The sequence below is a fragment of the Microvirga lenta genome, from assembly GCF_020532555.1.
In the GTDB taxonomy this organism is placed as follows: Bacteria; Pseudomonadota; Alphaproteobacteria; order Rhizobiales; family Beijerinckiaceae; genus Microvirga; species Microvirga lenta.
In genome coordinates, this window is sequence record NZ_JAJBBR010000004.1 from 428,804 (window position 1) to 449,816 (window position 21,013).

Sequence of the window (21,013 nt, forward strand, 5' to 3'; positions counted from 1 at the left end):
CTTAGCGCTTCAGTTTGGGATCGAGGGCGTCGCGGAGACCGTCCCCGAGGAGATTGAAGGCAAGCACCGTGATGAGGATCGCAAGACCCGGGAAGGTCACGACCCACCAGGCACGGAGCACGAATTCGCGGGCATCCGCCAGCATGGTGCCCCATTCGGGCGAGGGCGGCTGAGCGCCGAGGCCGAGGAAGCCCAGGGCTGCGGCGTCCAGGATCGCGGTCGAGATGCCGAGGGACGCCTGCACGATGAGAGGCGCCGTGCAGTTGGGCAGCACTTCCCTGAACATCAGCCGCGCCGTGCCGGCGCCGCTCACACGGGCCGCCGTCACGTAATCCTTGGATGTCTCGGTGATGACCGCCGCACGCGCAAGGCGCACGTAATGCGGCAAAATCACCAGGGCGACCGCCAGCATGGAGTTCATGAGGCCGGGACCCAGCACCGCGACGATCACGATGGCGAGGAGGAGGCTCGGCAGGGTGAGGATGATGTCCATCAGGCGCATGATGAAGATCTCGGTCAGGCCCCGGAAGAAGCCGGCCACGAGACCGAGCACGGTGCCGATCACGATGGAGATCGCCACGACGACGATGCCGATGAGCAGGGACAGGCGGGCGCCGTAGATCAGACGGGACAGGATGTCCCGGCCGATCGGATCGGTGCCCAGGGGATAGGCGATGGAGCCGCCCTCCTGCCAGAAAGGCGGCTGGAGCGCGATTGTCGTATTGGTCACGTAGGGCGAATGCGGCGCCAGCACGTCGGCCAGCAGAGCCACCAGCACCACCGCGATGATGATGACGAGTCCGGCCACGGCGCCGTGATTGGCGCTGAAATAGCCCCAGAACTCGCGCAGTGGATGAGGAGGAGTGGCCGTATGTGCGGCGGCCGGGGGAGCTTCCATGGTTTCAGCGGTCATCGGTGGTGCCTGATGCGCGGATTGATGAGACCGTAGGTGAGATCGACGAGCAGGTTGACGCTCATCACGACAATGCCGAGGAGGAGCGCGCCGCCCTGCAGCACGGGATAGTCGCGCCGGAAGATGGCGTCGATGAGCCATTTGCCGACCCCGGGCCAGGAGAAGATCGTCTCGGTCAGGATCGCGCCCGTGAAGAGCACGCCGACCTGCAGGCCGATGACCGTGACCACCGGGATCAAGGCGTTGCGCAGGGCATGGAGCGCGATGATGCGGAAGCGGGACAGGCCCTTGGCCTTGGCCGTGCGGATGTAGTCCTCGCCCAGCACCTCCAGCATGGCCGAGCGGGTCATGCGGGCGATCACGGCCAGGGGAACGGTGCCGAGCACGATCGTCGGCAGGATCAGGTGCCGGACGGCGGACCAGAACGCGCCCTCTTCCTCGGACAAGAGCGTATCGATCAGCAGGAAGCCGGTGATGGGCTCGATATAGTACAGGACGTCGATGCGTCCCGAGACCGGCGTCAGGTCGAACTGGACCGAGAACAGCAGGATGAGGATCAGGCCCCACCAGAAGATCGGCATCGAGTATCCGGTCAGCGAAATGCCCATCACGCCGTGGTCGAAGATGGAATTTCGCCGGATGGCCGCCAGCATTCCGGCGGGGAGGCCGATCAGCAGGGCGAAGAGAATGGCGCAGACCGCGAGCTCGATGGTGGCCGGAAACAGTTCCGAGAACTCGCTCAGAACAGGCTCCTGCGTGATCATCGACTTGCCCAGATCCCCTTGGAGCACACGGGCAAGATAGATGCCGTACTGGACGAGGATCGGCTGATCGAAGCCATATTCCTTGCGCAGCTGCTCGTGGCGCGCAGGGTCGATCCCGCGTTCGCCAGCAAGGGTTTCGATAGGGTCGCCCGGGACGAGGCGGATGAGAAAGAAGGCGAGCAGCGTGATCCCGAGGAAGGTCGGGATGACAAGGCTGACGCGGGTGAGAATGAAGCGGAGCATCGTCGCAATGTAAAAAGGCGGAGCGGCGCCGAGGCCGCTCCGCCAGAGGTTGAGTGTTGAGGCTTACTTGCCCTTGATATCCACGCCGTAGAAGGTGTGGCGACCGAAGGGGGAGAGCTTGAAGTCGACGACTTCCTTGCGGACAGGCTTCAGCTGCACCGCGTGAGCCACGGTGAACCAGGGAGCCTGATCCTTGAAGATCACCTGAGCCTGCTCGTAGAGCTTGGTGCGCTCGGCCTGATCGGTCGTGACCTTCGCCTTCGTCACGAGATCGTCGAAGGGCTTGTGGCACCACTTCGCGATGTTCGAGCCGGAAGCCGACTGTGCCGAGGCGCAGCCGAGCAGGGTGTGCAGGAAGTTGTCCGGATCGCCGTTGTCGCCCGTCCAGCCGAGCTGAGCCATCTGGTGCTCGCCGGCCTGGGCCCGCTTGCGATACTCGCCCCACTCGAAGCTCTTGATCTCGGCCTTCACGCCGATCTTGGCGAGGTCGGCCTGCATGAGCTCGGCGATGCGGCGCGCATTCGGGTTGTACGGACGCTGGACCGGCATGGCCCACAGGTCCGTCTCGAGGCCGTTCGGGTAGCCGGCTTCGGCCAGGAGCTTCTTGGCGGCTTCCGGATCGTACTCGTATTCCTTCACGGCCTCGTTGTACGACCACATGGACGGCGGGATCGGGTTCTTGGCGGGAACGCCGCTGCCGAGGAACACCGCGTCGACGATGGCCTTCTTGTTGATGGCCATGTTGACGGCCTTGCGGACGCGCACGTCGTCGAAAGGCTTCTTGGTGGTCTGGAAGGCGAGGTAGCCGACGTTCAGGCCGGGCTGCTCGAGAATCTGGACGTTGGCATCCTTCTTCATCGCCTCGAGGTCAGCCGGGTTCGGATACGGCATGACGTGGCATTCGCCCTTCTGGAGCTTCGCCCAGCGCACGGAGGCATCCGGGGTGATCGAGAAGATGAGGTCGTCGATCTTCGCCTTGCCGTTCCAGTATTCAGGGAACGCCTTGTAGCGGATGATGGCGTCCTTCTGGTACTGGACGAGGGAGAACGGACCGGTGCCGATCGGCTCTTGGTCGATCTTCTCGGGCGTTCCGGCCTTCAGCATCGCATCGGCGTATTCCTTCGACTGGACGCTCGCCCACATCATGGCGAGGTTGGCGAGGAACGGCGCTTCCGGACGGTTCAGGGTGATGCGGACGGTGTAGTCGTCCACCTTCTCGACCGACTTCAGCAGGGCAGGCATGCCCATGTCGTTGAAGTAGGAGTGGTTCGGGCTGGTCACCTTGAAGTAAGGATTCTCTTCCTTCCACTGGCGCTCGAACATGAAGACCACGTCATCGGCATTGGCCGTGCGCGTGGGCTTGAAGTTCTTGTTGGAGTGCCACTTGGCGTTCTTGCGCAGATGGAAAGTATAGACGGTGCCGTCCTCGGAAACCTCCCAACGCTCGGCGAGGCTGGGGACGACCTTCGTGCCGCCGCGCTCGAACTCGACGATGCGGTTGTAGATCTGCTCGCTGGCGTCGAAAGACGTACCGGTGGTGTTGACGCCAGGATAGAAGTTCTCCGGGCTTCCCTCGGAGCAATAGACGAGGGTTTTGGCCGCAAGCGGAGCGGCGGCCAGGAAGGCCGGAACGCAAACCGCTGCGAAGAGAGCTGATTTCTTCATTACATTGGTCCTCTGAGACGGCCACTCATGACCGTTCTGTGACGGAGTTAAGGTGCGAAGCCTCAATAAAGTCAATCTGTCCCGAACACCTTCCAGAATTTTTCGAAAAAATATACCATTTCGTGCCTAAAGCGCAGGGGAATCGGGCGCCTCAATTTTGCGCGATTATGGCCAAGTCCGACGGGATTCTGCGCCGGATGCGCAACCTGCCGAAAGGTAAGCTTCCCCGCATTTCCTAGCCCAGATCGGCACTCTCGGTTCTGCGGATCGCTTCCGTCACCTTCGCGCCGAGTTCCGAGCGGTTGAAGGGCTTGTGCAGCACCGGATATGTCCCGGGCACCCGTTCGGGGTCGGCATATCCGGTCACGAGGAGGATTCCGAGACCCGGTTGAAGCTTGCGTGCCCTGTCGGCCAAGTCGAGGCCGGTCATGCCGGGCATGGCGAAGTCGGCGATCAGGAGGTCGAGCTGACTGTCCGTCTTGAGAATGTCGAGAGCGGATGCACCGTCCGCGGCCTCGACCACCCGGTGTCCCATCTCGCCGAGATAGGCTGCCGTGACGGACCGGACCTCCGCGTCGTCGTCGACCAGCAGAATGCGCACCTTGGCCATGGGAGCCAGGTCCGACGTCTCCTCCTGATCCGCCCGGGACCTGTCGACGGCGGCACGGGACAGGTAGAGCTCGACCGTCGTGCCGACGCCGACCGTGCTGGTGATGGCGACCGTGCCGCCGGATTGCTGGGCAAGCCCGTACACCATCGACAGGCCGAGACCCGTGCCCTTGCCGACCTCCTTCGTGGTGAAGAACGGCTCGAGGACGCGGCTCAGGATCTCCGGCGGCATTCCGGCTCCCGTGTCGGCAACCGAGATCACCACGTAGTCGCCGCGACCCAGATCCGTGACACGTCCTTCCTCGACCGTTTCGTTCCGGGTCGACAGCGTCAGGACGCCGTTCTCCGCCATGGCGTCGCGGGCATTGATGCACAGATTGAGAACGGCCAGTTCGAGCTGATCCGGGTCGACCATGGCCATCCACAGATGCTCCGCCAGATCCCGCTCGATCCGGATGACCCCCCCGAGGGTGCGGGTCAGGAGGTCGTTCATGCCGCAGATGACCTGATTGACGTCCACCGTCTGCAGCCTGAGGTCCCGTTGCCGGCTGAAGCTCAGGAGCCGCTGGGTCAGGGATGCGCCGCGCTCCGCCGCGTATGTCGCGTTCTGGAGAAGCCTCGTCAGGCGCGGATCGTCCGGCGCCCGCCGGGAGGCGAGGTCGAGGCTGCCCAGGACCGCCATCAGCAGGTTGTTGAAATCGTGCGCGACCCCGCCGGCCAGGGTCCCAAGGGCCTGCATCTTGTCGGCCTGCCGCAGGCGGAGCTCCATGACCTTCCGTTCGGTGATGTCCCGTTCGATGGTGGCGACATTCGTGACGGATCCCGCCTCGTTGAGGATCGGGATGTGGTTGACCAGAAACCACTGCGATGTGCCGTCAGGGCCGTGGCGCTCCTCCGTGCGCTCGCTCGGCTGGCGCGCAACGATCGCCTTCCTCTCGGCCTCTTCCGCCGACTGTGCCTGCTCGGGCGAGGCAAGCTCGCTCTCCTTGCGGCCGACGCAGGCTTCCGGCGGAAGATCGAGGCTTTTGGCCTTGCTGGTGTTGAGGCGCACGAAGCGGCCTTCGAGATCCTTGAAGGAGATCTGGTCCCCGGTGCTCTCCATCAGGCCGCGCAGAAGGGCGCGTTCCGTTTCGAGTTCGCGGGCCAGCAGGCGCCGTTCATAGGCCGATGCCACCATGCTGGAGAGGGCCGCGGGATCCCAGGGCTTGGGAACATAGGCCATGATCCGGCCCTTGTTCACGGCGCCGATCACGGCCTTGAGGTCGGCATAGCCGGTCAGGAGGATTGCTTCGGCATCGCTCCGGTGGCGCGCCCGCGCCAGGAATTCGTCGCCCGGCATTTCCGGCATGCGCTGATCGGAGATGATGATCGCGATGTCGGGCTCGTGCTCGATGATGTCGAGCGCCTTCAGGGGCGACGTGGTCGAAAGGACCCGGTAGTCGTTCTCGAAAAGATCCTCGAGCGCGACAAGGATGTCCGGCTCGTCGTCGACGACCAGGATCGTGCCGTTCCTTGTAGGGTTGTCGCTCGACAGCGTCATGCGATGCTCTGCCTTGGGATCGTGATGATGAAGCTCGTGCCTCCCGAGGGGCTGGAATCCACGGTGATCGTGCCCTTGTGGGCCTGAACTACGCTATAGGCGATTGCAAGGCCAAGTCCAGTTCCGGCCCCGACAGGCTTCGTCGTGAAGAAGGGCTCGAAGATGCGCTCGCGCAGCTCCGGCGGTATCCCCGGGCCCGTGTCGCTGATCCTGATGGTATAGCTTGTGTCGTCGCTCGATGTTTCAATATCGATGGCGCCGGTTCCGCTGATCGCGTCCGCGGCATTGCCGATGATGTTCATGACCACCTGGTTCAGGAGGGCGGGCGAGCAGTAGAGGTCCGGCACGGCATTGTAGTGCCGGCGGACGTCGATGCGCGTGCCGAGCTTGTGGCCGAGGAGCGCCACGACGGTTTCGATCGACTCCCGAACATTCACGGTCTGGAAATCGCCCTCGTCGAGCCGGGAGAAGCGCCGCAGGTTGAGAACCAGCTCCTGGATCCGCCCCAGGCCCAGCTTCATGGCCCCGACCCGTTCGATGCACTTGTTGATGGGCCGCTCCAGCCCCGCCTCCGGAGGAAGCCGCGTCGCGACGTCGGCGAGCACGCGTTCGACGGTGCCCTGGTGTGCCAGGATGAACGCGAGGGGATTGTTGATCTCATGGGCGATGCCTGCGACGAGCTCGCCGAGGGAGGCCATCTTGGCGGCCTGGACGAGCTTGGACTGCGTGTCCTTCAGGCGGTGGTTCGCCTCCTCCAGCTCCCGATTGGCCCTGGCCAGGGCTTCGGCCGAGGCGGCTTCCGCCCTTGCGCGCTCGAAGGCGAGCTCGCGCTCGCGCAGCTCCGCCTCGATGCGCCAGTTCTCGTCCTGCAGCAGCTTGCGGCGGACCAGGGCACGGATCCGGATCCGCATGACATCGGCATCGGCGCTCGTGGGCACGATGTCGTCGGCACCTGCGGCAAAGGCCTTGGACAGCATGTCTCCGCCGTCGTCGTTGCCTAGCCCGACGATGGAGAAGCTCGATACCTCCATGCCCGGAAGGGGAGCAAGTCCGCGATAGGCGTTGAGCTGCCGGCAGAGATCCAATCCGTCGAAGGTCGGGCTGAGGATGTTGACGAGGACGCAATCCCAAGCCGTGCTCGGAGAGCCGATCTGCCGGAGAGCCTCGGCCGGCTCCCGGGCCAGGGTGACGGCATAGCCCTCGCGGGAGAGAAGGTCCTGCAGGTAGGCCTGTCGGGTGGGGCTGTCGTCGACGATGAGGATGCAGGCCCTGCGGAACGTGCTGAAGCTCGGCGCCTCGTGCCCTTCCTGGGCCTCCGCGACGGGAACGGAGCGCCGGCGGAGCAGGGCGCGGATCCTCAGGATGATGAGTTCTTGCTCGGCGGACTTGGAGATGTAGGCGTCCGCCCCGCTCTCCAGGCCCTGCCGCTCGACGGTGCGCTCCCGCGCTTCCGTGAGCATGATGACCGGGATGGCCCGCGTGCGCACGTTCAGGCGCATCTGGCGCGTCAGCTCATCGCCGTTCATGCCCGGCAGGTGATAATCGGCAATGACGAGATCCGGGAGCTTCTCGTTCAGGCCGTCGAGGGCAGCCTCCGCGGTCGCCTGCCAGCTGACCCTGAAGCCGTTGGTTTCCAGGACGTACCGGAGCTGAAGGGCCTGCGTCTCGGAATCCTCCACCAGGAGAATGTGGGCTGCCTGCGTCCCAGGTCCCACGCTCATTCGCCATCTCCTCGGGTCAGGCGCAGGAGCCTCGGCCCGATCAGGTCCAGGGGCAGGCTGGCGCTGACGCCGCCCATGCGAACGGCGGCGGCCGGCATTCCGTAGACGACCGCCGTGCTTTCGTCCTCTGCCACCGTGTATCCTCCCGCTTGGCGCAGTTCGAGGATGCCCTGTGCTCCGTCCTCGCCCATCCCCGTCAGGATGACGCCCAGGCCTCTCGATCCTACCGTCTTGGCCATGGATTGGAACAGCAGCGTTGCAGACGGTCTCTGGCTGGCCAGCGCGGGAGAGGCGCTGATCTGCAGGGTTCCTGCCGGAGACAGCAGAAGGTGGCGGTCGCCGGGCGCGACGTAGACCTTGCCCGGGGCGGGGATTTCCTGGTCGCGCGCCACGCGGACCTCGAGCGGCATGAGCCCGTTGAGCCAGGAGGCGAAGCCCTCCATGAAGGGCGCCCCCATGTGCTGGACGAGCAGGATCGGAATGGGAAAATCGGCCGGGAAGGCGCCCAAGACCTTCGCCAGAGCCGGCGGGCCGCCGGTGGAAGCTGCGATTCCCATGATCGAGGGCCGGAGGGGCGATCTTTCCCAGTCCCGCTTCTGCACCGGCGCGGGTTGAGCGTTCGGACGCCAGGCGAAGGAACGCTGTCTGACGACCGGAACCTGGCTCATGATGTAGAGCTGGGTGCAGATGGTTTCGGCAATGCCGTCGAAGCCTGCACTGGTCAGGCCGACGGGCTTCTCCACGACCGTGAGGGCTCCGGCGCGAAGCGCGTTCATGGAGATCTTGAGCGACTCGTCCTCGACGCTGCCGGCGATCACGACGATCGGGGTCGGGTGGTCCGACATGATCCGGCGCGTCGCCTCCAGCCCGTCCATGCCGGGCAGACGGATATCCATGGAGATCACGTCGGGCTGGACGCGGCCGATCTCGCGCAGCGCCTCCTCCGCGGAGCCGACCGCTGCGGCCACGACCAGGCGCGGATCGCGGGCGATGATGTGGACGAGAAGCTGCCGCACGACGAGGGAATCCTCGACCACCATCACGCGGACAGGGACTTGCGACGTACTTCTCACAGCAACTGCCCGATCGTTGCCAGCAGTTCGCGCTGGTCGAACTTCTGTTTGGTGATATAGGCGCTCGCACCGAGATCGAGACCCCTGCGCACGTCCTCAGGATCCGCGCGCGACGTCATCAGGATCACGGGTATCGATGAAATGCGCGCATCGGCCTTGATCGCCTGCAGGAGACCGAAGCCATCCATGCGCGGCATCTCCACGTCGGCGACGACGAGATCCACCATGGTTTCTCCCGAGCGCAGCACGTTCAACGCGTCGATTCCGTCGACGCTGAGAAGAACCTGATAGCCCTGGGCCTCGAGGATGCTCTTCTCGAGGGTGCGGGTCGTGATCGAATCGTCCACCACGAGGACGGTCGTGGCATGTCGCTCCTTGTCGGGAGCCCATGCCGAAAGTCCCATTCCTCCGGCAGCGAGGCGACTCTCGTTGCGCACCCAGTGGTCGATCAGGAGTTCGGGATTCAGAACGAGCGCCGGCATCTCGTCTTCCATCAGAACGGTGCCCGAAACCATCGCGTCGAGGCCGATGGCCTCGACATCGTTGACGAGCATGGTGCGGACGTCGTGAAACGCATTGACCGCGAAGGCGCAATGGCGTGCTCCATGTCGGACGAGCACAGCCTTCACGTTTCCGGCCTCGATGGGAATCTGGGCATTCGGAGATCCTGTCAGTGCCGCCAGGGCGATAACAGGTATGACAACGTCCTGCCCCCTTACCTCGATCCGAATGGTCGGGCGTCCTTCCACACTTTCCAGCGATTCCGCCCGCAGCCGGAGCAGGCGTTCGACGGCATGGGACGGCACGCCGTACATGCGATCCTCCGCCTCGACCAGGAGGAGAGACTGGCGTGCGGCCGTGAGAGGGACATTCAGCAGAACCTCTGTTCCCCAAGGGAAGCGCGGCCGCATCAGAACCGATCCGTGCAGTTTGCGGGCCGCCTCGGCCACCACGGAGAGTCCCATGCCGCGGCCTGAGAGGCGGTCGACCTCGCCAGCGGTCGAGAAGCCGGGGGTGAAGACGAGCGAGAGCAGTTGGTCGAGCATGGGCGGCATCGCATCTTCCGCCCTGGGCGCCAGGAGGCCGCGCTCGATGGCGACCTTTTCGATCCGCTGGAGATCGGGGCCTCGGCCGTCGTCCCGGATGCTGACAGCCAGGCGGCCGCCCCGGGAAGCGAGCTCGAGAACGATCTCGGCCCTCTCGGGCTTCCCTTTGCCCGCGCGTTCCGGCGCCGGCTCCACGCCGTGGCTCACCGCGTTGCGCAACAGGTGCATGATCGGATCCTTCAGCGCCTGCAGGACCCGGCGGTCGACCTGAAGGTCGAGGCCGATGGTGCGCACATGCACGTCGCGACCTTCCTCCCGGGCGATTCCGCGCACCATATGGCCGAAGCCGCCGAAGACCGTTTCCGCCGCGACCAGCGAAATCCGGTCGATATCGTCCCGGAGCTGGCGTGCGGCCTGATCGATGGACCAGGAGGATTGCTTCCGGCTCCGGGCAAGGGCCGAGAGCTTGCGGAACAGAGCTTTCAGATCCTGGTCGAAATCCCGCAGGCGAGGCGTTGCGGCACCCGTCGTCCGCCCGGTGCGCTCTGCTGCGGATCCCTTTCCCGCAGGCGCACTTGAGACGAGTTGAGCATGAAGCGCGTCCCAGCCGCGCCGGAGACCGCGCACCTCGACCTCGATCTGCCGCAGAGTGTCGTCGAACGCCTCGTCGTCCTGCAGCTCCGCCATGAGGGCGTGCATGGAGCTCGACAGCTGCTCCATCTGTTCGGCGGCAATGCGGAGATAAGTGCCGGCACCCGCATCTGCGGGCGGGGTTGCGTCAGGCTTCGGCGGATGGTCCTTCCGCTCCTCCGCCTTCTGGGGAGGAGGTGCTGCAGGCCGCTCCCCGGGCGAAGTCGACTTCAGCGCCTGCAAGGCCGCCTCCGCCGACGCGGAACCGGCCGGTCCGGAGGATTCGGCGACGAGATCCTCGATGGTGTCGAGGCTCAGGCGGACGGCCGCGATCGTAGGCTTGTCCAGCTCCTGCCGGCCCTCCAGGATCCGCGAGAAGAGGGCCTCCAGGTGATGGGCCACCTCCTCCACCGCCGGCAGGTCGACGGCGCGGGCCGCCCCCTTGAGGCTGTGGGCGCGGCGGAACACGTCCGCCATGTCGATCGTGCTTCGGTCCGCGCCGTCGAGGGCCGACCGGATCGCATGAAGATGCTCCCGATGCTCGACCTCGAAGGCTGCCAGCAGCTGTTTGCGGATATCCGTCACGATACGCGGTTCTCCGGTCCTGCGCGATCACAACCGATAGCGTTCGACGAGCCCGAGCAGCTGCTGCGAAAGATCCGAGAGGTTGGCCGCAGCCATATCGAGCTGGCGCGTTCCCGCCGCCGTCTGCTGGCTCGCCTGACGGATGTTCTGAAGGGCGCCCATGACCTGCTCGATGCCGAGCTGCTGCTGGTTCGTGGAGGCCACGATCTGCTGGAAGGTCTGAACGCTCTCCTGAACGCGGGTGGAAATCTCGGTGATCGTCTGCTGCGTCGTGTCCGTACGCTCCTTGCCGGCCGAAACGCGCTTCACGGCCTCCTCCGTCAGCATGACGGACGAATTGATGCCGCGCTGGATGTCGCCGAGGATCGACCGCACCTGGGTGGTGGCATCCTTGGCCTGATCCGCGAGAACCTTCATCTCGGACGCGACGACGGCGAAGCTGCGGCCGTTCTCGCCCGCCGCTGCGGCTTCGATGGCCGCGTTGAGGGCCAGAAGATGGGTGCGTTCGGAGATGTCGTTGACCGTGGCGATGATCTCGCCGACCGCCTGCGTCTTCTCGCTGAGGGCGACGATGTTCTCCGCGACGGTCTCCGCCTGCTCGCGGATGGCATCCATCGCGCGCGCCGTCTCGTCGACCGCCTGCAGGCCGGAAAGGCTGGTCTGAGCCGTCGCTTGGGCCGAGGCGATGACCTCCTGCGCCCGCTTGCCGATCTGGGCGCCCGCATGGGTGATCTCGTCGACGGTGGCGGCCGTCTCCTGGACGGCGGCGAGCTGCTCCTCGACGCTCGCAGCCTGCTCCTGGGTCGAGGCGCGGATCTCCGCCGCGGCGGCATTGAGGTTTTCCGTGGCCTCGCGGCTCTGGCGCGCCAGCTGGCGCAGGCCCTCGACCATGCTGTTCAGGGTTCCGCCGAGGCGTCCGATCTCGTCGTTGCCGGTCATGGCGGTCTGACCTGCCAGGTCTCCTCGTCCGACCCGCTCCACGAAAGCCATGAAGGCGTTGAGGGGATTGGAAATCGAAGAGCGCAGGGCATAGGTGATGAGGACGCTCAGCAGAGCGACGCCTGCAAGGGCGAGCGCAATCGAAAGCCGGCTCTGCTCGTAAACCTCTCCGACGCGCTGCTGCCCGACCGCGATGGCCTGGTTGACCAGGTCACGTGTTTCCTCGAGAGTCCTGTTCCAGGCGCTGCGGCTGGTGTTCAGGGCGTTCTGGGTCGCCTGGGCTGCGGCGAAATCGCTGTTCTGGAGCGCCGTAAACTGCTGTTCGGTGGCGGATCGGATCCGGTTCAACTCGCTGTTGGCGGAATTGAGAAGCTCCGCCGTCCGCCGCCAGGCGTCCGCCCGTTCGTTGGTCACCGAACGAACCGCAAAGCTGTTGGTCGCGGCAATGGCCTGCGCCAGAGCCGCCTCCGTCGAAGCGGCCAGCCGTCCCCACTCCGCAATCAGTTCCTCGACATTCGCCTGCTGCTGGCCGAGCGCGCGAAGAAGATAGCGCGACAGCACCTCCTCCCGCACGGCGCGCATTCGGTTCTGCTGCTCGCCGACCATATCGATCTGCCGCATCGTGGAGAGATCGCGCGAGACGATCGTTTCCGTGGTCCGGCGAACATCCTCGAGCTGGGAAATCGTGTAGAGACCGAGCCCGACCATGAGGGCAACGATGACGGCGAAGCCGAGAAGAATGCGATTCGCGATCGAGACCGTCACATTAAACTCCAGGGGCAGGGGAAGAGGACAGGAAGGGGTGAAGAAGGCGGTCGACGTCGAGCAGAGATAGGACTCGCTCCTGATCTGCAAAGCCGGATGCCGCCTTGGCATAGCCCATGACGGCATCCTTCCGGAAATCGCCGGTCGTCTCGGATGCGAGACGGGTGACGTCCGCAACCTCGTGAGCGCGATCGACGCAAAGGGCGACTCGCGGCTGCTCCCGGCGGAGCAGCACCAGGTGGCGGTTCGCTCCATCCGTGTCCGAGGGGCCCTGTCCGAGGGCGGCGCCAAGGTCGATCACGCTCACCAGATGACCGCCGCGGCCGAGCACCCCCATGAGGGCCGCAGGGCCGCCCGGGACCGGCATGGGAGGCCGGAAGGGAAGGATTTCGGCGATCCTGTCGAGCGGAATGCCATAATGTTCGTGTCCGGCGCCGCAGATCAGGACACGGGTCACATCCGCGACAGGCTCCGTGCGGTCGCCGGGTCTGCTGGCGAGGCGTTCGGTCCTCTCGTCGAGAATGAAGCGTGTCCTCTCTTCGGCGGACAGGAGCCTTGTCCGGTCGAGCTGCCTGAGCTTGCGGCGCAGGGATTTTGCCATGTCAGCTCCTCCGCTCGGCCAGTGTGACCGCCTGGAGATGGACCCGGATGAGGTTGCGCAGGTCCTTGGCCGTCAAGCCGTCCCCTTCGGTGATGGCATGGTCGTCGGGCAGGGTGCCCGCAATGAGGGCCGCGTTCGCCATGGCACGCCGTCCGGGTCCGGAGCGCCCGTCCGCCAGGAGCAAGAGTCCGAGGTGGTAATGAGCCATGGCAAAGCTCTTATCCAGATAGATGCAGCGACGGAAGGCCTTCTCGGCCTCGGCCGGGCGTTTCATGGCCTGAGAAATCAATCCTTGGTAAAAGTGGAGGGCGACGCTCAGGGGCTCGTCGACCAGGGCCTTCCGGGCCAGGGCATCGGCCGCCGCAAGCTCTCCGGCATTGGCCTTGGCCCTGACCGCGGCCAGGATGTCCCCCGCGGGCTGAGCCGGGCGGGCCGGAGCCTTGGCCCCTACGGCTTTGGTGGGGGAGGGGCCGGAACTCCTGGTTCCCCGGTCCGGCGGACGGGGTGGGGAGGACGGCGGCGGCAGCTTCGGAAGCCAGACGGACGGCTCCTGCGTCGGCGCCTCCGGCGGTGCGTCGGGGGCCTGGTATTCCCCGGAGCGGCGGCGGTAGGCCACCGTTCCCGGCAGGCTCACGGCCTGCATCATCGCCGAAAATGACGGATTGGGCTCCGCGTGCCCCACGAGCATCCAGCCGTCGTCCAGAAGGCAGTTGCGCAGGGCGCCAACGACCTGGTTCACGGTCTCGGGGTGAAAGTAGATGAGGACGTTGCGGCACAGAATCAGGTCGAATTCGGTGAATTGGAGGGGGGATGTGCCGTCCAGAAGGCTGAGCAGGTTGTGCTTTTCGAAGCGCACGAGGGACCGGAATTCCGGCTTGAGCTGCCACTGCTCGCGTTCCATGGGCAGGAAATACTCGGCTCGTTCCTCCGGCGGGATCGAGCGGAGGGCCCATTTGCCGAACCTCGCCTGCCGGGCGGTCGCGAGAAAGTTCTCGTTGATGTCCGTTCCGACGATGCCGATGCGCCAGTTTTCCAGCTCACCGCCCAGAAGCTGCCTGACGAGGATCGCGAGCGAATAGGGCTCCGCGCCGGTTGCGCAGCCGGCGCTCCAGATGCGCAGGCGCCGCTCGGGGCGCTTTCGCTCAACGATCTCGGGCAGAATCGTCCTGCGCAGGGCCGCGAACTGCTCCGCGTAGCGGAAGAAGAACGTCTCGCCGATGGTGATCTCGGTCTCCAGGCGCGCCCATTCCACCGGTCCGGACGCCGGATTGCGGAGCAGGTCCAGGTATTGCGAGCAATCGCGCAGGCCGGTCGCCTGAAGGCGGCGGCGCACCCTCTCCCAGAGGAGGTCGTCCTTGTCCTGGTAGTAGAAATGGCCCGTGCGCTCGATGACGAGGCTTTTCAGCCTGGGGAAGCTTGCATCGAGGGGAAGGCCGGGGGCCGGTCGCGCGGCCATCAGGCCGGAACCGTCCACTCGTTCAACCGGGATTGCGCATTCCGGCCCAGTTCGTCCAGAACCTGCTTCTCCTCGGCGAAGAGGACGCGCTCCAGCGACAGAAGGTGGACCAGGCGGCCGTTCCGGTCGATCTCGGCCTCGACGCAGCCATTCAGGCTGTTCTCCGGCCTGACGGGGGAGAGCTGAGCTTCGCCGACATCGGTGACGTCGAGGACCCGATCGACGAGAAACGCCGCGGGGCCCGAATCAGTCACCTTGTCGATCAGGATGAGGTGACGATAGAGATCCGCCTCGGTGGCTCCCTCGCGCCTCTGAAGACCGAAGAGAACGTCCAGCCGGACGACCGGAACCGCCGCGCCGCTCAGGTTGAAGAAGCCGGCCACGGGCCGGGGCAGGCCAGGCGGATGCCAGAGGCGCGGCAGCGGCAGAAGTTCCTTGACGGAATGCCTGCGCAGGGCGCAGGCGATGCCGCTCACATCGAAGAGTATGACCTGCAGGCTCGCCATTGCTCACGTTCTGATCGGTTCGGCGGGGGGAGGGCTTGCGCCTCGTGCGGCGATATATTGGGCGCCGACGCGCGGCCTGCAATGTCCGGCAAGGCGGATCCCGGCCGTCGGGTCAGCGAGGGGGGCGCAGAGCGTCCTGGACGGCGTTGAGCCCGACATTCGCCTCCTCGGAGAAGCCGGTACGCTGGACCGCGCGAAAGATCTGCTCGGCGTCCCGATAACGGCCAAGCTTGAGATAGGACCACCCCTTGATCAGCATCAGGTCGTTCTGCTCGGCAACGATCCGCCCCCGCTCGTCGAGGGACAGGATGGCCTCCACGTAGCGTCCGTCCCGGTAGGCGGCGACGGCCCGTTGAGCCAGGATCGTCGCTTGGAGCTCAACCCGCCGCTCCGTCGTCTGCGGGGCGGCGGCTGCCGCGATGGCGGCGTGGGAGGTCAGGTCCTTGCGCAGATAGGCGAGGGTCTTGCCATAAGCCGCCTCTTCCCGGGTGCGGGCGCCGCCGTTCCGAAGGGCCTGATCGAAGGCGGCAACCGCTTCGAGGGGGCGGTTGATCTCCATGAGGCACCAGCCGAGGCTCAGCGCGGCATCGGCGGACAGGTTGCCGGGGCTGCGCGTGACGGCGCAGTTGCGCCTCGCGCCGGTCCTGACCTGAACGGGGGCGCTTGGTCGCGATACCGTCTCGTAAACGACGGCGGGTGCCGCCCGGCTTACGACGGGAGCTGCGCGTGATGCCCCTACGGACACCTGCTCCACGGACCGAACCACGGCCTCCGGCGCCGTCTCGGGCGGGGGCGGAACGATGGGCTGCGGGACCGCCGCCGCCCGTCCCGGGTTCCGGCCTGCGGCAAGATCGGCGATGCGTTGGGAGCGGCCGCGCCACCGGGAAACGATGGCATTGAAGCCTGCACGGTCCCTCAGCCGCTGAGTGGCGAGAGCCAGGCCATAGGCCGAGGCCTCGTCATCGGCGTTCCAGCCCAGGGCGGTCCTGAACCATTGCCGGGCCGTCGGGATCTGTCCGGTATTGTACGAGTACCAGCCCAGGGCCTGAGCCCCGTCGGCATGGCGCTGCTGGGTGACCACGGGCACGATTCGCGTGACGACGGGAGGATCGAGACGCGGCGGAGGATCCTGGCTCAAAAGCGCCGTCGCGATATTGAGATAGGCCTTCATGGTGTCGGCGGACTTGTCCCGCCACTCATAGGCGAAGGCCTCGGCCTCCGTGAGCCGGTTGAGGGCGCGGAGGGACATGGCATAGCCCTCCGCCGCCTTGGGGCCGCCATTGCGGTCGAGGGCGGTCTTGAACCAGTCGAGGGCCTTCGCGGGATTGTCGTGGTGATAGTTGTACCACCCGAGCAGAAGCGCATTTCCCGCCCCGCTCTCATTCTCGGCGAGCCGCGCAACGACCGCGAGGTCCTCCGCGGTGGCAGTCTGTTTGCTGTCGGCCGAGGCGCGCTCGACCCGGCGGCGGGCGAGCTCGTCGCGAACGGCGCCGAAATCGTCCGTGCCCGCCCGCTCGAACCGCAGAAGATCCGTCACCTGCTCCTCGGGGAGGAGTTCCAGGGCCTTCTGGAGCGTGCCGAGGCGCTCGGCAGGATCGGTGCAGTTGGTGAGCAGGTAGGTGTAGACGTCCTTCGTCCGGCCCGGCTGGTCGGTCTTGGCGAAGGCCTCGGCGACACGCCAGAGGATATCGACATTGGCGCAGGTCAGCAGGCTCGGGGCATCGGTCGCGACGCTCAGGACGGTCCGCCACTGCTCGCTGTCGGACGCATTGATCAGGCGTCGGCGCGATTCCGCGGTTTCGAGGGCCGTCAGCAAGTCCTGCGGCGGCTTCCATTGCGGATCCGAGCCCTGGCGCTCGGCAATGGCGGCCCGCATCTCGGCAAGGCGGCCCTCCGTATAGAGGTTCCACAGCTGATCCAGCAGGGGATCCTTGGGAACGACAGGTCCTGCGGAAAGCTGCGAGAGATCGCCGGGGGGCGTCCAATTGGGGTAGAGCGCGCGGAGACGGGCGATCTCCGCATCGACCCGGCGCGTATCGCCCTGCGATGCGAAATAGCGGAGCGCGGATTCATCGACCTGCGGCGTGGAACCTGCAGGAGGAGAACCTGGAGAGCTGCTTGCCGGGGCAGGTGCTGCCGGATTGGGCGCCTGAGCATTGCCGTCGCCGAACTGCTGAGCGAAGGCCGCGAAGCCGAGGCCGACGACCGCAATCGCTATGGCACCACGAGCTAAAGGCATTGCGGATACTTTTCACCAATCAGCGACATCGACAACAGGTACAGGGTCGACGGGTAGTAGAGCTGTGGTTTGAACTCCTTGAGCGCTTGCGGAACGGGCGTTCCGTCGAGCGCACAGGACAGGACCGCGGACAGGGCGACATAGCCTTGGTCCGTCAATCTTTCCCTGACGGCACCCGTCAGGACATTGACGACGGCCACACCTTCATTGTTCGCCGACCAGCGCTGATTGAGAGTTCTGAGCCACTCCACATTCGTCATTCCCGCCCTCAACAGGTAAAGCGGTATCCTTAACGAGTTGTAACCAAACTCCGGCGGAAAGCCCTCTGCGGGCTGGGTTTGCAGCCTGTTGCGCACCGAAATCCAGTCGGCCGGGAGATTCGTCCTGCCGGACGTCGCCTGACGGAGCAGCGAAAGGCCGCTTCGGGCAACGCCGGCCCAGTCGTATTCCGGCGCGAGAGCGGCCAGGGTCGGAAAGGCTTCGAAGATCCAGTAGGACAGGTTGATCACAGGTCCGTCGGTCCTGTCATCCTCGCCGAAGCCGCTGGACGCCGGGAGGAGAAGGGTCGATCCGCCGGTGCGAAGGAAGGCGTTCTTCCCGATGGCCTTGGCGAGCTTCTGCGCGGCTGCCGTGTAGCGCGGCTCGTTCCAAAGCACCCCCGCCTTGGCAAGAGCGTAGGCGATCAGAATATCGCCGTCCGTGGCATTGTTCGGGTCCGACACCCGGGGCCGTGCCGAAGGATCCCATTTCCAGACGGAGAGGCCGTCGTCACGGATCAGGAACTCGGTCAGGGTGAAGGTCCAGATCTTCTCGAACGTTCGCCTGTCCCCGGCGGCGTAGGCGAGGAGCAGGCCGTAGCCCTGTCCCTCGCTGTGACTGATGTTGCCGTTCGCGTTGTCGACGACGCGTCCGTTGTCCTCGACGAAACGGGAGCGATAAGCCTCCCAGTCGGAGGAGGAGACCGTTCCCGTCATCCTCAACTGCTCGATGGTTGCACCGTGCAGCGGCTGCATGGCCGCGGCCAGAACGAGAAACGCGGAGGCGAACCGAAGACGGCGAAACGAAGCATGAAGGAGACTCATCATGAGCGGCGTCCGAGCCGGCTCAGGAGCACATAGGTCGCCGCTCCCAGGAGGGTGCAGCATGCCACCATGAGAAGAGCGTATTGAAGGATGTTGATGGACATCCAGTTCGCCGCGACGAGCCTCAGGTTCCAGAACGAGAGAGGCAGCGTCTGAACGAAGATGAAATCGTCGATCGGCTGGACCGCGAGCTTCTCCTCGCTCGGCTCGAGGGCCGCGGCGCGGCCAGCCACCTGGGACCAGAGCATCGGAGCCGCGAGCCGCGCCGTTTCCTGCGCGAGGGATTCCTCCGTTCGAGCCGTCACCAGGGTCCAGGTGCCTGCTCCCTCCGTCCGGTTCTGCGCCAGCAGCAGGGTGGAGCGCTGAGGCGGCTCGTAGGCGAGGCTGCCCTTGTCTTCCAGGCTCAGCGAGGCGAGGGACAGGTTGAAGGTCCGCTCCATCCAGTCTTTGAACGAGGCGATGGTCTGCTGAATGATGCCGCGCCGCTGGATGCTTTCCGACCAACGCCTGCGGACTTCGTCCGTGGAGTTCATGTCGGACTGATCGAGCACCATCCGGCTCATGGTGGGGTCATATTGGGTGCTTGCAACCTGCAGACCCTGGCTCTCGCTGCGGCCCTCCGCGGCGCCGGACGGCGCCAGCCGACCCGGCGAGGGAGTCGACTGCCAGATCATCCTCAGATTTTCCGACACGTTGACCCGGTCGAGAAGGCCCGCGGGAAGCTGATCGATGGCGCCGACGAAGACCACGGACCGGTCGCTGAGCGACGCGGCATTGGCGAACTGCGCACGTACGGGAGCGCCCGAATCCCGCGCCATGCGGGCGAGGAGCGTGCCCGAGGCCGAATAGGTGAGGGGATCGGGACGCGCCAGCACGAAGGTGGCCGGGAAATCCCCATAGGGAAAACCGCCGGAGCTGAGCGCTGCGAGATCGGGCTCGCGTCCGATCCTGCCGAAATTGGGGATGTTGAGCGACGTGCTGTCGAAGAGAACGAACCGGTTCATCTCCGACAGGGTTTCGCCGGGAGCGCAGCGCTCATCCGCATCCGTCAGGAGCACGGCTTCCAGCGAGAGGTGGTTGATGCCCGCCTCGAAATTCCGCATCGGGACCCTGATCTCCTGCCGCCGGAAGACGCTTCCGCGCGAGGTGATCGTCATGGTCGAGGCGATCTTGCCGTTCACGTAGATGTCGAAGTGACTGCCGGGCTTGACCATCGATGTATGGGCGGCATCGAGGGACAGGGTGGCTTCCCCGTAATCCGTCGCGTAGAAGTCCGACGGGAGATTGATCGCGAAGCGCGCCCGGAACCGCCGCCCCGAAAACTCCTGGGTGGGGATGCCCATATCCGCGAAGCGGATGGAGCGCCGGCCCAACGTGGTCGGCACCTCCGGCCAGTGCCAGCTCGCGGTATCGATCGTGGTGCGGTCCAGGACGCGTCCGTTGAAGGCCGCTCCTCCGACGATGTTGATCGCGGTGTCGAGGTCGTTCCAGGTCGGGCCCGTGACGACGAGGGACGGCATGGAGGATGTGCCGTCCTGCATCATGATCGCGAGGGGCTGCACTGCCGCTGCTTCCGGCAGCGCGGCAACGAGGCTCCGCAGCTCGCCCGCCGTTCCCATGACGACCTTGATCGTTCCGACAGGGGATGGGCCCGGATCGGCTTCGAATACCTGGATGACCGGATGGGCGTAGCGCCCGCGCAGGGCGACCATCTGAACCAGGCGAAGGAGCCGGTCGCGGATCTCGGGCCGGTAGATCTTGGGGGCGACCACACGGATCGTCGTCACGCCCTTCTGGTCGATTCCGACCGCAGGCAGATCTTCCAGGCTGCGGAGCGTCTTGGACGAACCTTCGAAGATGAGCTTGGTGGCTTCGGCGCTGATGTCGGTCCAGAGCTCGTAGGTGGCCCGGACGGTGCAGTCCGTCCGATGACGCTGGAGCGCTTCCAGCCGAATGATATTCTGGCCGCCGCGAAGGAGACCGGGGCGGATGGGCAGAACGATCTGCTGGAATCCCTGCGAGGAGGAGATCGGAACGTTGACGACCGCTTCCCCATTGATGATCGCCCTGAGGCGCGAGGCCTCGGGCATCACCACGACGGCATTCTGATAGGCGATGGCGATGCTCGCGCGGCTCGCGGCCTCATCCGGCGTGAGATGAAAGGCCCAGCTCCTGCTGTCGTTCTCCCCGTCGAGACGGATCATCTCGAAAGGCAGGAGGGGGCGCTCGAGGCGGGCCGTGTTGCGCGGAGCGGATGCCTGCGTGGTTGCCGGCGCCGTCTGGACTGCTCCCTGAGGACGGACGGCCGGCGGCGCCGGTCTCCCGGCCTGGGGCGGAGGAGATTGGCGCGTATCCTGAGGCGCGATGTCGAACGGAGCCGCGGGCGCGCTCGGAGCCGGCGCAGCCGGTCGCGGAACGGGCGGACGGGCCGGCGCGACGCCCCCCGGCTGCATGCTGAACGGCGCTGCGGCGGGGACTTCCTCCCGTGGCGGCGTGGCCGGTGCGGCGGGAGACGACACGGGCGGTGCCCCCGGCCGGGTGGGCGACATCGTGAAGGGGGCTGCCTGTGCGAAGGCCGGTCCGGCTCCCAAGAGGCCGAACATCGCCAGGAGGGGGATGAGGTGCGCACGCATGGC

General features: G+C 65.8%; 14 protein-coding genes. All 14 read right to left on the reverse strand.

What is annotated here, in order from left to right:
- Position 1: 1 nt before the first annotated feature.
- On the reverse strand, positions 2-913 hold the full coding sequence (locus LGR44_RS07755; RefSeq protein ID WP_226739014.1) for an ABC transporter permease subunit: 912 nt from the start codon (positions 911-913) through the stop codon (positions 2-4).
- Positions 910-1,920 (reverse strand): ABC transporter permease subunit, encoded by a 1,011-nt coding sequence (locus LGR44_RS07760; RefSeq protein WP_226739016.1) that lies wholly within the window; start codon positions 1,918-1,920, stop codon positions 910-912. The genes LGR44_RS07755 and LGR44_RS07760 overlap by 4 nt, the downstream gene beginning before the upstream one ends.
- Before the next feature lie 63 nt (positions 1,921-1,983).
- Positions 1,984-3,585, reverse strand: a complete 1,602-nt coding sequence (locus tag LGR44_RS07765) for an ABC transporter substrate-binding protein (RefSeq protein WP_226739018.1) — start codon at positions 3,583-3,585, stop codon at positions 1,984-1,986.
- A 235-nt stretch (positions 3,586-3,820) separates the two neighbouring features.
- Complete coding sequence (locus LGR44_RS07770; RefSeq protein ID WP_226739020.1) at positions 3,821-5,734, reverse strand: response regulator; 1,914 nt, start codon at positions 5,732-5,734, stop codon at positions 3,821-3,823.
- On the reverse strand, positions 5,731-7,455 hold the full coding sequence (locus LGR44_RS07775) for a response regulator (RefSeq protein ID WP_226739022.1): 1,725 nt from the start codon (positions 7,453-7,455) through the stop codon (positions 5,731-5,733). Before LGR44_RS07775 ends, LGR44_RS07770 begins: the two co-directional genes overlap by 4 nt.
- Positions 7,452-8,495 (reverse strand): chemotaxis-specific protein-glutamate methyltransferase CheB, encoded by a 1,044-nt coding sequence (cheB, locus tag LGR44_RS07780; RefSeq protein WP_226739261.1) that lies wholly within the window; start codon positions 8,493-8,495, stop codon positions 7,452-7,454. The genes LGR44_RS07775 and cheB overlap by 4 nt, the downstream gene beginning before the upstream one ends.
- 29 nt (positions 8,496-8,524) lie before the next feature.
- Positions 8,525-10,789, reverse strand: a complete 2,265-nt coding sequence (locus tag LGR44_RS07785) for a hybrid sensor histidine kinase/response regulator (protein ID WP_226739024.1) — start codon at positions 10,787-10,789, stop codon at positions 8,525-8,527.
- 27 nt (positions 10,790-10,816) lie between these two features.
- A complete protein-coding gene (locus LGR44_RS07790; protein WP_226739026.1) occupies positions 10,817-12,493 on the reverse strand; it encodes a methyl-accepting chemotaxis protein in 1,677 nt (558 codons plus the stop codon).
- 1 nt (position 12,494) lies between these two features.
- Positions 12,495-13,094, reverse strand: coding sequence for a chemotaxis protein CheW (locus LGR44_RS07795; protein WP_226739028.1), 600 nt, complete (start codon positions 13,092-13,094; stop codon positions 12,495-12,497).
- A gap of 1 nt (position 13,095) precedes the next feature.
- Positions 13,096-14,550, reverse strand: a complete 1,455-nt coding sequence (locus LGR44_RS07800) for a CheR family methyltransferase (RefSeq protein WP_226739030.1) — start codon at positions 14,548-14,550, stop codon at positions 13,096-13,098.
- Positions 14,550-15,056, reverse strand: coding sequence for a chemotaxis protein CheW (locus tag LGR44_RS07805; RefSeq protein ID WP_226739032.1), 507 nt, complete (start codon positions 15,054-15,056; stop codon positions 14,550-14,552). Before LGR44_RS07805 ends, LGR44_RS07800 begins: the two co-directional genes overlap by 1 nt.
- Before the next feature lie 112 nt (positions 15,057-15,168).
- Complete coding sequence (locus tag LGR44_RS07810) at positions 15,169-17,295, reverse strand: hypothetical protein (protein ID WP_226739034.1); 2,127 nt, start codon at positions 17,293-17,295, stop codon at positions 15,169-15,171.
- Positions 17,286-18,380, reverse strand: a complete 1,095-nt coding sequence (locus tag LGR44_RS07815; RefSeq protein WP_226739036.1) for a glycosyl hydrolase family 8 — start codon at positions 18,378-18,380, stop codon at positions 17,286-17,288. Before LGR44_RS07815 ends, LGR44_RS07810 begins: the two co-directional genes overlap by 10 nt.
- Positions 18,377-21,010 carry a cellulose biosynthesis cyclic di-GMP-binding regulatory protein BcsB gene (locus LGR44_RS07820; RefSeq protein ID WP_226739038.1) on the reverse strand — a complete coding sequence of 878 codons (2,634 nt, stop codon included), beginning with the start codon at positions 21,008-21,010 and terminating at the stop codon, positions 18,377-18,379. Before LGR44_RS07820 ends, LGR44_RS07815 begins: the two co-directional genes overlap by 4 nt.
- Positions 21,011-21,013 lie beyond the last annotated feature (3 nt).

Bases quoted from the DNA above. Each gene is read 5' to 3' on its own strand.
- LGR44_RS07795 (WP_226739028.1), bottom strand. From the start codon at position 13,094: ATGGCAAAATCCCTGCGCCGCAAGCTCAGGCAGCTCGACCGGACAAGG.
- LGR44_RS07765 (WP_226739018.1), bottom strand. From the start codon at position 3,585: ATGAAGAAATCAGCTCTCTTCGCAGCGGTTTGCGTTCCGGCCTTCCTG.
- cheB (WP_226739261.1), bottom strand. From the start codon at position 8,495: ATGGTGGTCGAGGATTCCCTCGTCGTGCGGCAGCTTCTCGTCCACATC.
- LGR44_RS07755 (WP_226739014.1), bottom strand. From the start codon at position 913: ATGACCGCTGAAACCATGGAAGCTCCCCCGGCCGCCGCACATACGGCC.
- LGR44_RS07770 (WP_226739020.1), bottom strand. From the start codon at position 5,734: ATGACGCTGTCGAGCGACAACCCTACAAGGAACGGCACGATCCTGGTC.
- LGR44_RS07815 (WP_226739036.1), bottom strand. From the start codon at position 18,380: ATGATGAGTCTCCTTCATGCTTCGTTTCGCCGTCTTCGGTTCGCCTCC.
- LGR44_RS07820 (WP_226739038.1), bottom strand. From the start codon at position 21,010: ATGCGTGCGCACCTCATCCCCCTCCTGGCGATGTTCGGCCTCTTGGGA.
- LGR44_RS07800 (WP_226739030.1), bottom strand. From the start codon at position 14,550: ATGGCCGCGCGACCGGCCCCCGGCCTTCCCCTCGATGCAAGCTTCCCC.
- LGR44_RS07775 (WP_226739022.1), bottom strand. From the start codon at position 7,455: ATGAGCGTGGGACCTGGGACGCAGGCAGCCCACATTCTCCTGGTGGAG.
- LGR44_RS07810 (WP_226739034.1), bottom strand. From the start codon at position 17,295: ATGCCTTTAGCTCGTGGTGCCATAGCGATTGCGGTCGTCGGCCTCGGC.
- LGR44_RS07760 (WP_226739016.1), bottom strand. From the start codon at position 1,920: ATGCTCCGCTTCATTCTCACCCGCGTCAGCCTTGTCATCCCGACCTTC.
- LGR44_RS07805 (WP_226739032.1), bottom strand. From the start codon at position 15,056: ATGGCGAGCCTGCAGGTCATACTCTTCGATGTGAGCGGCATCGCCTGC.